14 protein-coding genes and 1 tRNA gene are annotated in these 13,693 nt (G+C 40.4%); 8 read left to right on the forward strand and 7 right to left on the reverse strand.

Annotation, left to right across the window (positions count from 1 at the left end; genetic code table 11):
* Positions 1-388: 388 nt before the first annotated feature.
* Both QZ574_RS07815 and QZ574_RS07820 read left to right on the forward strand, forming a co-directional pair.
* Positions 389-781: a Rieske (2Fe-2S) protein gene (locus tag QZ574_RS07815; protein WP_297088545.1), complete on the forward strand. Its 393-nt coding sequence runs from the start codon at positions 389-391 to the stop codon at positions 779-781.
* A complete protein-coding gene (locus tag QZ574_RS07820; RefSeq protein WP_297088547.1) occupies positions 782-3,484 on the forward strand; it encodes a cytochrome b N-terminal domain-containing protein in 2,703 nt (900 codons plus the stop codon).
* Positions 3,485-3,558: 74 nt separating this feature from the next.
* On the opposite strand, the gene QZ574_RS07825 is transcribed toward QZ574_RS07820, so the two are convergent.
* The 4 genes from QZ574_RS07825 to QZ574_RS07840 are packed head-to-tail and all read right to left on the reverse strand — an operon-like array spanning position 3,559 to position 6,334.
* Positions 3,559-4,062: a DsrE/DsrF/DrsH-like family protein gene (locus QZ574_RS07825; RefSeq protein ID WP_297088549.1), complete on the reverse strand. Its 504-nt coding sequence runs from the start codon at positions 4,060-4,062 to the stop codon at positions 3,559-3,561.
* An 18-nt stretch (positions 4,063-4,080) separates the two neighbouring features.
* On the reverse strand, positions 4,081-4,392 hold the full coding sequence (locus tag QZ574_RS07830) for a TusE/DsrC/DsvC family sulfur relay protein (RefSeq protein ID WP_297088550.1): 312 nt from the start codon (positions 4,390-4,392) through the stop codon (positions 4,081-4,083).
* 10 nt (positions 4,393-4,402) lie between these two features.
* Complete coding sequence (locus QZ574_RS07835; RefSeq protein WP_297088553.1) at positions 4,403-5,083, reverse strand: DUF1641 domain-containing protein; 681 nt, start codon at positions 5,081-5,083, stop codon at positions 4,403-4,405.
* 15 nt (positions 5,084-5,098) lie between these two features.
* A complete protein-coding gene (locus QZ574_RS07840; RefSeq protein ID WP_297088555.1) occupies positions 5,099-6,334 on the reverse strand; it encodes an FAD/NAD(P)-binding oxidoreductase in 1,236 nt (411 codons plus the stop codon).
* A gap of 186 nt (positions 6,335-6,520) precedes the next feature.
* Between QZ574_RS07840 and QZ574_RS07845 the strand changes: the two genes are divergently transcribed.
* Positions 6,521-7,174 (forward strand): Crp/Fnr family transcriptional regulator, encoded by a 654-nt coding sequence (locus tag QZ574_RS07845; RefSeq protein ID WP_297088557.1) that lies wholly within the window; start codon positions 6,521-6,523, stop codon positions 7,172-7,174.
* On the opposite strand, the gene QZ574_RS07850 is transcribed toward QZ574_RS07845, so the two are convergent.
* The 3 genes from QZ574_RS07850 to QZ574_RS07860 all read right to left on the reverse strand — a co-directional run bounded on the left by QZ574_RS07850 (position 7,175) and on the right by QZ574_RS07860 (position 9,822).
* Entirely contained in the window at positions 7,175-7,726 is a 552-nt protein-coding gene (locus QZ574_RS07850) for a molybdenum cofactor guanylyltransferase (RefSeq protein ID WP_297088559.1), read from the reverse strand.
* 29 nt (positions 7,727-7,755) lie between these two features.
* The gene (locus tag QZ574_RS07855; RefSeq protein ID WP_297088561.1) at positions 7,756-9,540 is read right to left on the reverse strand and encodes an ATP-binding protein; all 1,785 of its coding nucleotides are present in this window, start codon (positions 9,538-9,540) and stop codon (positions 7,756-7,758) included.
* Positions 9,541-9,746: 206 nt separating this feature from the next.
* Positions 9,747-9,822, reverse strand: a tRNA-His gene (locus QZ574_RS07860).
* A gap of 150 nt (positions 9,823-9,972) precedes the next feature.
* On the opposite strand from QZ574_RS07860, the gene QZ574_RS07865 reads away from it, so the two are divergent.
* The 5 genes from QZ574_RS07865 (at position 9,973) to QZ574_RS07885 (ending at position 13,558) form a co-directional block, all read left to right on the forward strand.
* Complete coding sequence (locus QZ574_RS07865) at positions 9,973-10,551, forward strand: RNA polymerase sigma factor (protein ID WP_297088563.1); 579 nt, start codon at positions 9,973-9,975, stop codon at positions 10,549-10,551.
* A gap of 5 nt (positions 10,552-10,556) precedes the next feature.
* A complete protein-coding gene (locus tag QZ574_RS07870) occupies positions 10,557-11,063 on the forward strand; it encodes a hypothetical protein (protein WP_297088565.1) in 507 nt (168 codons plus the stop codon).
* Positions 11,064-11,076: 13 nt separating this feature from the next.
* Positions 11,077-12,177 (forward strand): DUF4097 family beta strand repeat-containing protein, encoded by a 1,101-nt coding sequence (locus QZ574_RS07875; RefSeq protein WP_297088567.1) that lies wholly within the window; start codon positions 11,077-11,079, stop codon positions 12,175-12,177.
* 159 nt (positions 12,178-12,336) lie between these two features.
* Positions 12,337-13,053, forward strand: a complete 717-nt coding sequence (locus QZ574_RS07880; RefSeq protein WP_297088569.1) for a head GIN domain-containing protein — start codon at positions 12,337-12,339, stop codon at positions 13,051-13,053.
* 13 nt (positions 13,054-13,066) lie between these two features.
* Complete coding sequence (locus QZ574_RS07885; protein ID WP_297088571.1) at positions 13,067-13,558, forward strand: hypothetical protein; 492 nt, start codon at positions 13,067-13,069, stop codon at positions 13,556-13,558.
* Positions 13,559-13,693 lie beyond the last annotated feature (135 nt).

A 13,693-nucleotide genomic window follows, 5' to 3' on the forward strand; every position in this document is an offset into this window, starting at 1 on the left:
TACATTTATAGATACCGGGCAAATATATAAAGGATTTTGTAGTTCGGTGCTTTCAGCTTCTAATTTGAAACTGATAAAAATAAGCCTGTTTTCGGACCATTTTCATGCCTGTCAAGAACGCGCTATAATTCTTATTTACAACTTATTAAACGCTGTAAAAAGAAAAATTAAAAGTACGGATAAATAGCAGGCTTCCATAATCAGAAAATAGGTTCTTTAACATGTACCCCCTACAAATACGTAAAAATTTCTTTGATTCATTTTGGCGAACTGTTTGATGTAAACCGACTACAAGAGATTACCAAAACCAGAGTTAGCATTTTTATTGCGTGCTATTTTCAGGCAGGTATTTTTTCAATTTATTACATTTGCCACAAATAGTATTCAGATGACAACAAAAAACCGACGGGCATTTTTAAAATTTGCAACGGCAGGATTGCTTGCCTTTTTTGTATACATCTGGAATAAACTAACGCTTCAGCACATTAAAACCTCCGAAAACAAAACAAGCACCTTGCCGCTTAACAAAAACAAAGAGGTGCAGTTTTTCGACCAATATATTGTGGTTAACAGTGAAAAAGGGACAACAGTATTTTCATCTTATTGCAGCCACCTGGGATGTAAAATCAACAAGGTGGAAAATAAAAAATTAGTATGCCCCTGCCATGGCTCGGAATATAAACTCGACGGAACTGTAATTAAAGGTCCGGCATATAAAGACCTTAAAAAAGTAAACTACACCACAACTGCAGACGGCAAAAACATTATTGTAAACGGATAAATGGGTAATAAAAAAGATAAAACAACTTTTGGAACTCTGGCAGTAGCCATGTTCTGGCTGGTAATTTTATCAGGCGTTTTGCTTGCTGTTCCGTTTAATGTAGAATCGCCTTACCAGAGTGTTAGTACCATTGCTGTTACCAATCCGTGGGGGGCATTTATTCGCAACTTTCATTACTGGAGTTCACAGTTTTTCCTGATTTTCAGCCTTGTACATCTGTACGATCATTTTCATAAAAAAGATAAAATAGGGCTAAAGGCAGGCATGGCCTTTCGTTTAAGTATCGGGGTTTTAATTATTTTTCTGGCCATGATTACCGGCTTTTTATTAAAAGGCGATGCCGACAGCGAACAAGCCCGCCAGATTTTACATACCCTTGCAGAGCGTGTACCGCTGATTGGAGAAAGCCTGGCGTTTTCCTTACTGGGCCATCCCGAAAGTTATCAGCTGATCTACGTTCATCATATTGCCACATTTACTGTATTTATTGCCGTAATAATAATTGAGCACAGCCGAAAAAAATACTGGCCACCTTTATTTGATTTTGTAATTTCAGTAATCGGAGTACTGGCGTTTAGCTATTTTTTCAGTGCTCCACTGCACGACAACCTGAACCCGGCCGTAAAAGGCCCCTGGTATTTTGTTGGCTTCCAGGAAATTTTGCATTGGCTGAGCCAACCCGAATGGTCACTGCTGCTATTTTTGGCCTTACTTATTCTAATTTTCCTTGTTAATTCACTGTCGGGGAAAACCATGTTTTTTAGTAAACGCAGCTTACTGCTTTTTACTGCTTTTTACTTTGTTTTAACTGTAATTGGCTTGTTCTTCAGAGGAGAGCGCTGGCAATGGAAATACCCGTGGCAAAACGGATACAATTACGAGGTGCTCAACAATTTTAAAGCGCCCCGGGTGCTAATCTCACCCGAATTTGAACTGGAAACAGCAATGGCATCACCCTTAATTCAGGGGCGAAAAGAAGCTTGCCTGGCCTGCCACACCGAAACCCATGGGTTGGTCGATTCGCATTCGCCAGAGGCCATAGGCTGTGTATCGTGCCATGGAGGCAATCCCTTTGCCACTGCAAAAAAACAGGCACACCAGAACATGATATTAATTCCGGGCAACCTGGCAACTGCCTGGCAATCGTGCGGAACCACACAATGCCACCCCGAAATTGTTGAACGTGTACCTACCGGTCTTATGGCTACTCTTAGCGGCATGATTAGTGTTGACCGTTTTGTTTTTAACGAACAAGATAGTCCTGATATACTTACCAACGTACACAGCCTGGGCAACTCTGCTGCCGACGAACACCTGCGCAATTTATGTGTACGTTGCCATTTGGGAAATCCCAAAACGGAATATGGCCCAATTAACGAAAGCAGCCGTGGAGGAGGCTGCCTGGCCTGCCATTTAAATTACAGCCACGAAGCAGAAGCCGCTCTAGCCATGGCTGGCGACACCATTATTAACGCCCACCCATCAATAAGCCTGGCCATTAGTAACAATCACTGCTTTGGCTGCCACAGTCGCTCAGGCAGAATATCAACCAGTTTCGAAGGCTGGCATGAAACGACCCTTTTGGCCGAAGAAATGCCTCAAGAAAAAAATTACCGGCTTATCGAAGGCGAACGGGTATTTGTTAAGAAACAAGCCGATGTGCACCACCAATTAGGCATGGAATGTATCGACTGCCACCATTCTTACGAAGTAATGGGCGATGGCAATTTATATGCGCACCAGGAAGATCAGGCAGATGTTCAATGCTCCGATTGTCATTTTTTGGGAAAAGCAAGAACTATTCGTGCTGAAAACCTTGACAATGAATCGGCCATTATTGCAGCATTAAGGCTGAAAAACAGCTCGGATAAGCAATTTTTGCTAACCGAAAAACGCAAGCATGCACTTGTAAATACATTTATTGAAAACGACACAGCCTTTTTACAAACCAAAAACAGCGGTATAAAAATGGCCTTAAGTCCTCCGGCGGAGTTTTGTTCGCGCAACAATGCCCACTCCAAACTGGCCTGTTCAAGCTGTCACTCGTCGTGGGTACCTACCTGCATTGGCTGCCATAACGAATACGACCCACACGAACCATCGTACAACATGGTGGCCAACAAAGAACAAACCGGAGGCTGGGTAGAATTTTTTGGAGAATACCAGGCAAAACTTCCTTCGCTTGGAATGCGTACCGATGGCGATAAAACAGAAATAATTCCTGTTGCCCCGGGAATGATTTTAACAATCGACAAAAGCACGTACACGAACGACACCGATAAGTCCACAATTTTTCATCGTTTATACGCACCGGTAGCACCACACACCACCACCAAAGAAGGACGCGATTGTAAAAGCTGCCATAACAGTTCGCTGGCATTGGGCTATGGCGAAGGAAAATTAGAATACAAAATTACAGACGGAAAAGGCAAATGGACTTTTTCGCCACTTTACCAGCGCGATGAAAACGACGGCTTACCGGCCGATGCCTGGATAGATTTTCTGCAAACCCGAACCGGGAAGGTGGCTACACGCTCCAACGTTTCTCCACTAAATGTTGAACAGCAAAAAAGTATGTTAACAGTTGGTGCCTGCCTCACTTGTCATGATGACAACTCCGCAGTAATGAAAGTAAGCCTGACAAACTTTGAAGCACAATTGCAGCAACGCACAGCAAAGTGTATTATTCCTGATTGGAATTAAGCAACCTGGCTCGTTTAACAAAAAAACGCCACCTGATTACAGATGGCGCCCAGCTCCCAAAATAAAAAAATAAGCTATGTAAATATTATCTGTGTTCCTTCGCCTCCCGACATTGCATAAAGGTCTCCTACAGTAATAATATCTTTTACGTGCTCACACAGGTCGTCCATGGTAAGTTTAAACATATCGGCAGCCATTTTGCATGCGTAAACCTCGCCACCACCGGCAGTTATCATATCTAAAAATTCGTCAACCGGCGGCACATCCAACTCATCCATTTGTTTTTTCATCATTGCCGAAACGCCGGCTTCTACCCCCGGCAAGGCTCCAAGCAAGGTTGGGAAAGGCCATCCGTTTGGCATACGCATTCCGGGATTTCCCACGGTACCCGTGTGCAGTTTGTTCATTCGTTTTTTGGTAATGGCATCCAAACCAAAAAAGGTAAAAAACAACTTGGCTTCAATGCCTTCCATGACTGCTCCGTTTGCCATTATTAAACCGGCATAAACATCCTCAATATTGGCTTTGGCAACAATAATCATCACCTTTTTTAAAGGTATTTCTTTTACTTCAGTCATAATTTCAGGTTTTAAGTTTTATACACAACTGGCCGGTTTTGCAATGCCGGCATATTTTGATGATAATTTCAGTGGCCCACCCGGAAATAGCTGGTACAAGCCTTTAATATCCACAATTCCCGATTTTCCGACTCTTCTGATTGTTAAAGCGGCACCGGCAGCTTCCTGCTCGCGCAAATAATCAAGCACAGCAAAGTGTTTATCGCTAAGCTCAATTCCATCTTCTTTTGCCATTTCTGCGGCAACTTCCCTACTCCAGTCACCTTTGTTCACCAGGTAACCTTCTGCGGTTACCTCAACTGTTTTTCCTGCAAATGTCTTTTCTGCCATAATTCTATTTTTAATTGTTGTTTTTATTGGTTTCGGCTGCCATATTCTTCATAAATGTTACAAAGAATCCGAGCGCCCGTTTCATTTCCGGTTTATACATTTCGCGGAATACTTTCACCAGGCTGTACTCTGGCACATTGTCCATTTCCATACTCGCGTAAATCCGCAGGCCATTGTTCATGGCTGTCATCATTTCGGGCTGAGTGGCCGAACGTACGGTATCCATTATGGTTACAATATTGTCTGCCAAATCTCTAACATCCTCAGGTTTGTAGTGCGAAATAATGTTGTCAAATATTTGCCCTGCACCGGCAAAAAACTCGAAATAGCCTTTTTGGTCCAGTTCATTCATCTTCTTCGAAAAATCAATAATTACTTCGTTTAGTATTGGCGAAGCATCTTTTATCAAATCAGTAATGCTTTCAAACATTTCCAGAAAACGGTTCATGTTATCGATATTTCTGAGTATGCGCAACATTAATCCCTTTACCTCATCCAAATCAAGATTTACCATACGGTTATCCAGTTCCTCAACGGCTGTATCGTACATATCTTTGCCAACTATCGACAAGTCGGCAACCAGGTCTTCCAACTGATTGGTTTTCAAGCGCTGTTGGTTAACATACTCCAGCAACAAGTCAACCTTCTGGTTTAGCTCCGCTATTTGTAATTGTAATACTTTCTCTTCCATTTCGGGTTCCCTTCCTTAATTCACCTTCTTTTTACCGGCCATGGTCATCAGTGGTTCTACGGGCAATTCTTTTCCTTTAAGTAAGATGTGCCAGTAAATCCACCGAAACATCACCTTGCCATAGTGATTGATTTTGGTATTTTTCAGCAAGCCAAAAGGCCCGATACCCGGTAACGGAAATGTACCCGGAAGCGGCTCGGTATCGTAGTTAAAATCGATAAGTGCACCTTTTCCAAAACCGGTTTCGATGTAGCAATTGGCATGGCCGTCGAATTTTGCCAGTAAAGGCCTACCTTCAATGGCACTCAACAAATTCTCGAAAAGAATTTCGGCAGCAAAATGAGCTACTGACCCTGCCTTTGATGTTGGGATATTGGAAGCATCGCCTAAAACAAAAATATTTTCATGTGCGACCGATTGCAGCGTATGCTTATTGGTAGGTATAAAATTCATATCGTCGCCCAATCCGCTTCGTTCAATCATTTCGTCGCCCATATTTACCGGAACCACCGTAAGCACATCAAAATCAATTTCTTTTTCGTCGTATGAAATCAGTTTTTTCGCGTCATTATCTACCCGCTCGATATAGAAGTCAGGAATCACTTCAATATTTTTTTCAGCCAGAAGCTCGGACAGCATTTTTGTTGCCACCGGTTTTGTGAAAGCACCGGGCATAGGAGTAACATACGATATGTCCACTTTCTCACGTATACCCAATTCGGTAAAAAAGGCATCGGCTAAAAAAACAAACTCAAGTGGAGCCACCGGGCATTTATAAGGCAATTCGGTAATGGCCATCACCAGTTTTCCACCCTCCCAGCCTTTAAAATACTTTTGCAGTGCCATGGCCCCTTCAACAGTGTAAAAATCAAAAATTTCTTCATACCAAAGTTTATCTTTTAACCCGGGAGTTTCTTCCGGAAAAGTTTTCGTGCCCGTTGCTACAATAAGAAAGTCGTAATTCAGTATTTTCCCTCCCTCCAAATGTACTTTATTGGTGTCGGCCTCAATGCGGTCTATTGCCGAATAAACCATATTTACTCCTGCCGGAATAAAATCAGACTTTGGTTTTATCACATCTTCTTTTTGGTATATACCAAATGGAATAAATAAAAAACCGGGCTGATAATAATGGGTTTTAAACTGGTCAACAATAGTAATCGACCATTCTTCCCGCTCCAGTGCTTTCCTCAACTTGTTGGCCATCATTGTACCGGCAGTTCCGGCACCCAGGATAACTAATTTCTTCATTTCAATTCGTTCTATTGGTTTATCTGCGTTTTAAATTTACCGCTCAGCCGGCGGCATGCTGTATAACCTGTTATGATAATTATCAGTGTGTAATAAATATCATAAGAAATTGGTACATTGCAGATTAACGAAATGCGAAAAATCAGGATTATGGGCGACACGATGTGTACTTGTGAAAATTGCCAGTTGAGAAGTATTTTCTTTGCTCATGTAAACAGCGAGGAACTGACAAATATATGCGACCTGAAAGTGGAAAGGCAATATTCGAAAGGAGAAATAATTATAAACGAAGGCGACCCCATTGACGAATTTCTTTACATGAAGGAAGGCCTGGTAAAACTTTCAAAAGCGACGTTGCATGGCAAAGATCAGATTATCAGCTTTTCAAAACCATTTGACTTTGTAAGCCTCCTGTCGGTATTTTCGTCGAACAAATACAAATACTCGGTTACCGCCATTGAAGAAACCACCGTGTGTATATTACAACTTGATATGGTTAAAAAATATGCGCAGGAAAACGCCATGTTTTCCATGGATTTGATGATGCACATTAGCCAGATGACTGATAAAATTATTCTCGACAACCTTGATATTAAGCGCAAACACCTGAAAGGACGAATTGCCCATGTGTTGCTCTACTTTTCTGATTACATTTATAAAAAAGATGAATTTGAACTTCCGATATCGCGGCGCGAAATTGCCGAATATATTGGAATGACAACCGAGAATGTTATCCGTACATTGTCGGAATTCCGAAAAGACAAAATCATTAAAATTTTTGGGAAAGATATTTTAATTGCCGACAAAAAACGATTGCAAAGTATTTCTGAGTTTGGTTAATTACAAGTCTTCAGGCCGGTTAAGATTGGTAAACAACTTTTTATTTCGCTTCAGCTGTGCAGTTGCATCCACCCAATTTGTATTCAGCTTATTAATAAAATTATGCATCTTGTAATCGCCGCATTGCAACATATTTTCAAGAATGGGAAGACTGCTTTTATGGTATAGGGCAATAAGTGGCTCAGCACCTGAGGCAGAAGTAGGCACTACCGCATCGAAGTTTCCGGTTTGGCTTATAAGAAATGTTAAAAAATCGCTATCCACAAAAGCAGCATCAACACTAAGCACCAGGTTCCAGTCTGTTTCAGATTGTTTTAAACAGGAATATATTCCACCCATTGGCCCACAATTTTTTACCTCGTCTGCCACAACATGGTAGCCAAAATTAGAGTGCGATTGGTGATTTGAACTGATCAACAATTCTGAAGAGAACGATTTACACAGATTTATTGCCCGCTCGAGCAAGGTTTTCCCGCCAAACCCGAGCAAGGCTTTGTCGGTGCCCATGCGTTTACTTTTTCCACCGGCTAAAATAATTGCTGAACTGTTCATGCATTTCAAATTAAAGTCTAAAGTTAGTTTTATTGCAGATAAGAACGTAATAAATCAAACAGTTGCTTTTGTTTAATGGGTTTGGCAATATAAGCGCTGCAGCCATAGTCGAGGCATTTTTTTCGTTCTTCGGGCATGGCATAAGCTGTTTGAGCAATAACAGGCAGATGTGGCCAGTTTCTTCGCAGTTTCACCAAAGCATCCAGGCCATTCATTTCGGGCATATTAATATCGAGCAATACCAAATCAGGAAGTTCATGCGCCATCATTTGCAGCAGTTCAATACCATTTTGAGCACGTTTTGTAGCAGCGCCGGTTAATTTCACGCTGTGATTGATTAAAAGGTAGGAGCTGTCATCGTCTTCAGCAATAAATATATTTTTTCCCAACAGATTGGGCAGTAAAGACACATCAGTTTGCGGTGTGGCATTGTGTTCTTCTTCCAGCTGCTCTTCAAGCGGAAGCATCACAAAAAAAGTACTCCCTTTTTCGGGTTCAGATGTTAACCATATTTTACCACCGAGCAGTTGTAACAGTCCACTCACAATGGTTAAACCAAGTCCGGTTCCTTTTTTAAACTCAATATTCGATGCCTGTGAAAACCGGTCAAAAATCAGCTTTTGCTCAGCTTCCGGAATTCCGGGTCCTTCATCGCTCACAAAAAACTCCACCCTTTTTTCCTGCCTTTTTAGGTTGTAACCAATTTTTATGGTTCCACTATCAGAATATTTAATAGCGTTATCAATCAAATTGGTTAATATCTGTTTGAAGCGTATTTCATCCGTTACAATATGAAAATCAGCGTTTTTTTCCGGGATTTGCAATTCAATACTTAACTTCTTATTCTGCACCTGAATTTTGTTGGTACCAATATCCAGGGCTTCGTATAAACTTTTAATCACATTCACCCTTGACAACTCAATTTTCATTTGGTTCGACTCAATTTTCGAAACATCAATAATGTCGTCAATAATTCGCAACAACTGCTCGCCCGAAACGGTAATTATATTCCGGTACCTGTCAATCATTTCCTTTGGCAATCCCGGTTCACCAAGCATATTCGAAAATCCAAGCAAAGCGTTCATTGGGGTTCGGATTTCGTGACTCATATTCGCCAAAAACTGCGATTTTAGCATATCAGCTTCTTTCGCTCTGTTGCGTTCTGCCTCCATTATCAACTTGTTTTCGCGCAATAAAGCAGAAACGTTTTTTTCCTTTTTTAGCGATTGATCGAGATTGCGAAGCATTTCGTTAAGCAAAATAGAGAAAAACACTGTTACACAAAGAAACAGAATCACATTTACAGCCCATCCGAATTTTCCGTAGGCATTTAAATCAACCGTATATGGCGAATTAAAATGAATAGGAACATAAAGCAGTAAAAAAGCTACAGTGGAAAGAATTTCGGAATAGATTAATCCCTTGTAGCCATAAAAAAAACACGATAGAAGAACAAAAATAAACATCCAGTTAAAAGCAGACCCTCGGGTACCAATTAGCAGGAAGACAGTAATTCCGAGTAAAAAAAACATCAGGGTGCTGATTATTACTTTTACCTGTGCTCCAATTTTTTTTGAAAAAGCTACAATTACAAAAACGCTGTAAATAAACGTATTGGAAATTACAAGCCCCCAAACGCCTTCTTTTATACCAAAGGCAACACCCGGAATAAACGCAATGGGGCCAATTAAAACAAATGCCCCCAGCATAATTATCAGCACCTTATTTTTCCATTCGGCAAAAACCTGTACTTCTCCAATTTCGGGGAAAGGTATAAATCGTGAAAGAAACGTTACAACTTTGTCTATCGTCATTCTTCTCCATATTATCAGTTAACAAAATACAGGTTCAACAAAAATGTTATACCTGTGGCAGCAAACCTTTGGCGGTTTGTGTCTAAAAAAAATAATGATTAGAGAAGAAGAAAAAGAAGTCCCGCTTCACCGGGACTTTGTATCCTGATCAATCGTCTTCAAAAAGAGGAATATAAAAAAACCCCAGTAAAACTGGGGTTTTAAAAGGGTGGAAGACCGGATTTGAACCGGCGACCTCTGGAACCACAATCCAGCGTTCTAACCAACTGAACTACATCCACCATTTGTTTTGCGGGTGCAAATATAAATATTTTATTCTTTTAGTACTCAAAAAAAATACTTTTTGAATGCTTTTTTTTGAATACACTTTTGATATTTTGTAAAAACACATCCTTAAATTGCAACCTCCCATTGATATTCTTGTCATTAAAATTGAAAGTTGAACAATTGAGAGAAAAAGAGCACATACATAAAAAAATTATTGAAGCCTGTAAACAGGGGGACAACCGGTCTCGTTACGAGTTGTATGCGCTCTACTCAAAAGCCATGTTCAACATTAGTTACCGGATGATGAACAACCGTGAAGAAGCAGAAGATATGTTGCAGGAAGCCTTTACCCAGGCCTTTTTAAAACTGGAATCGTTTAGATACGAGTCGAACTTTGGAGCCTGGTTAAAACGAATTGTGGTAAACACCTGCATTAACGCTATAAATAAAAAGAAAGTAGAACTAACTTATTGCGAAGAAATATACGACTATGATGCAACAGAGGAAAGTAACGATTATGAACCGGAATATACCGTAGCAAACATTACAAAGGCCATGGAAAAACTACCGGAAGGAGGAAGAATGGTTTTTTCGCTGTATTTACTTGAAGGATACGACCATGCCGAAATCTCACAGATTTTAGGCATTACCGAATCCACATCGAAAAGCCAGTTTATGCGCGCAAAGCGCCGTATTGTTGAAACATTAAAACAAACCCATGGGGATGCTATGGATAATTCATAAGCCTTATGAAAACAAATAAATTAGAAGATTTTGTAAAAACCAATCGCGAAGAATTTGATTTTCGTGCCCCATCGCCTGATGTGTGGGCCAAAATTGAAGCAAGCACCCAAAAACCAAAAGTAATTCCTTTGCGTCGCTATCTTTCAAGAATAGCGGTTGTGGCCGTTGTATTGGTAGTAACTACCCTGGTTATTTGGCAAGGCAGCTTTTTAAACACGAAAAGCATGGCAGAAAATGCTGACCCTGAGCTAATGGAACTAATTGAGGCCGAAGCATTTTACTCGCACCAGGTAAATCAGAAACTTAAGGAAATACAGAAATGCTACTATACTTTTCCGGAATTAAAGGAAGATATTGAAACTGATTTAAACGAGTTGGAAAGTATGTACCTGCTGCTAAAAAACGACCTTGAAGAAAATATTTCGAACAAGAGCGTTATTGAGGCCATGATTGAGAACAACCGATACAGGCTTCAGCTTTGCGATGATGTACTTGACCAGATAAAATGCTAGAGAAGGGGGAAAAATGAGAAGAATAAAATGGAAAATAGTTACCGTGCTTATCGTTATAATGGTGCCATTTTGCGTTAGTGCCCAATTTACCGACACCCGTGAAATAACAAAAACCTACCGCATTACGCCTGAAACGCAAATAGAAATATCAAACAAATACGGCAAAATTGATATTAAAAACTGGGACAAAGATTCGGTAAGGTTTCGGATAAGCATACGTGTTGAAGAAAAAAAATTGTCGAAACTCGAAGAATCGATTGATGGAATTGATTTTGACATTACCAATAGCGAGCATTACCTGATTGTTCGCACTGCTGTTGAAAAGAACAGAAGCACCCTGGGACGTGAAATTAAAAAATTTAAAGAAACACTGTTAAGCTCTGATGGAAACGTACAGGTAGACTATACCGTTTGGATGCCCGACTCGAACCGCCTGAAAGTTGACAATAAATTTGGCGATATTTATATTGGCGACTACAAAGGCGAAGCAGATATTACCCTGTCAAATGGTAATTTAAAAGCGCATAACTTTATAAACACCCTAAACCTTACCCTTAATTTTGCCGATGCATCGGTGAACAGCATCAGCAAAGGACGCTTAGACTGCAACTTTAGTGAACTCTTTGTAAGGAATATGGGAACAGTGCGTATTCAAAGTAAATCAACCGAATTTGAGCTGCAGAAAGTTGAAAACCTTTCAGCCAACTCGCGACGCGACAAATTCAGAATTCGTCAGATAGAATTACTGGATGCACGCAGCAGTTTTACATCATTCAGAATAAACGAGTTGGCCGACCGCATTAAAATTCAGGCCGAGTACGGCGATATTGAATTGGAAAAAACAGCAGCCGATTTCAGCAACGTTAACATCGAATCAAAATCAACTGACATTAACCTCTATTTTAGCCGGGAATCGGCTTTTTCGTACAACTTAAAAAATACAAAAGCAGAAGTTGATTTAGGCCCTGATTTTATTATCGTAAAAGAAGAAATGCTCGATGAAAAAGAAAAAGAAATGCTTATAACCGGGTATTTTGGCAAGCAGGCAGAAAGCCCTGAAAAGCTCAGAATAAATGCCAATTCAGGGAATATAAATATTCGAGCAGCCTATTAAAATCTGTTCGATTAAATTTTTTAGCACACATTTTGCAACCCTTTCAAAAAACACCTGTCATTAAAAACAGAAAGCAAACAATTATTAACCACCCGGGAATAATTTGCCAAAGCCATGAAAACAATTAAGCAAACTTTCCCGACAGAAAACTATTTAGTCATGAAAACAATTAAATTTTTCATTTATGGCCTTGCCATAATTTTTTCCACAAGCAGTTGTATTGAAGACATTACGGTGAAAGGCAATGGAATAGAGGCCTCAGAGAGCAGAATAACTTCGAACTTCGACCGTGTTCATTCGTCAGGTAATTTTAGGGTTCACATTACCGAAGGCACCAAAAACGATGTACTTGTTACCGCCGATGAAAACCTGTTGCAATACATTGAAACCTTTGTTAAAGGTGATGCTTTGCAGATTGAAGTAAAAGGAATACGAAACCTAAAAAACACCCTCCCTATGGAAGTTTATGTTGTAACGCCGGAACTGAAAGGAATAAAACTCAGTGGATCGGGCACCATAACTACCAACTATTTTTACACCAACAAAATGGACCTTGTTCTTTCCGGCTCGGGAAGATTAATTGCTGCTTTTGAAGCCAATGAAATTGATGCTTTGCTTTCAGGATCGGGAAGTATGGAGCTAACCGGTGCTGCCGACAATGCCAGTTTTCTTGTTAGCGGCTCGGGAACTATTAATGGCTATTCTTTTGACCTTTATAACTGCAAAACAACCACCTCTGGCTCGGGCGATATGTGGGTAAATGTTGACCATTACCTCGATTCCAGAATTTCGGGCAGCGGCAATGTATTTTATTACGGAAGTCCTGAAGTAAAAACGAGTATCTCCGGTTCGGGAAGCGTAATCAGTAATAACTAAAATCCCATTGGCTATGAAACGTCTCTTCGTTATTCTTCTTTTAAGTTTTCCCTTAGCCCTTTCTGCTCAAACTTTTAACAAGGCTGTTGGCATACGTGGCGGGCTTTCATCGGGGTTTGAATACCGCTTTTATACTGATGATGCCAACTCTTACAAATTCCTGCTGGCTACACGCGACGACGGAATTCAGCTGCATGCTTTTAAAGAATTTCACCAGTATGATCTTTTCGCTTTTTCAGAACAATTATCGCTCTTTTACGGGCTTGGAGTACATTTTGGTTACGAGCAGTGGGATAAATACTATGTGCAAAACAACACCAGCTGGTACGAAGAGCGCACAGCACTGCTGGCCGGAGTTGATGCTCTGGTTGGTGTTGAATACCTTTTTTACGAGGTACCGCTCTCGGTGGGCTTCGAGGTAAAACCCTATGTTGATGTGCTTGGCCGCGATTTCTTCAACCTGGAGCTATTCGATTTTGCTTTTACCATCAAATATCTTTTTTAGCTAAAAAACAATTACTTAATCAATTTCAGAAAACACAGGAAACAACCATGATTTTTAGTAGTCTAAATTCCACAATCCAGAAAAATTAAAATTCATCGGGAGTTCCATTTGTTACCATAGGAAATAAACAATATT

Origin of the sequence: uncultured Draconibacterium sp. (assembly GCF_913063105.1) — a bacterium.
Lineage (GTDB): Bacteria > Bacteroidota > Bacteroidia > Bacteroidales > Prolixibacteraceae > Draconibacterium.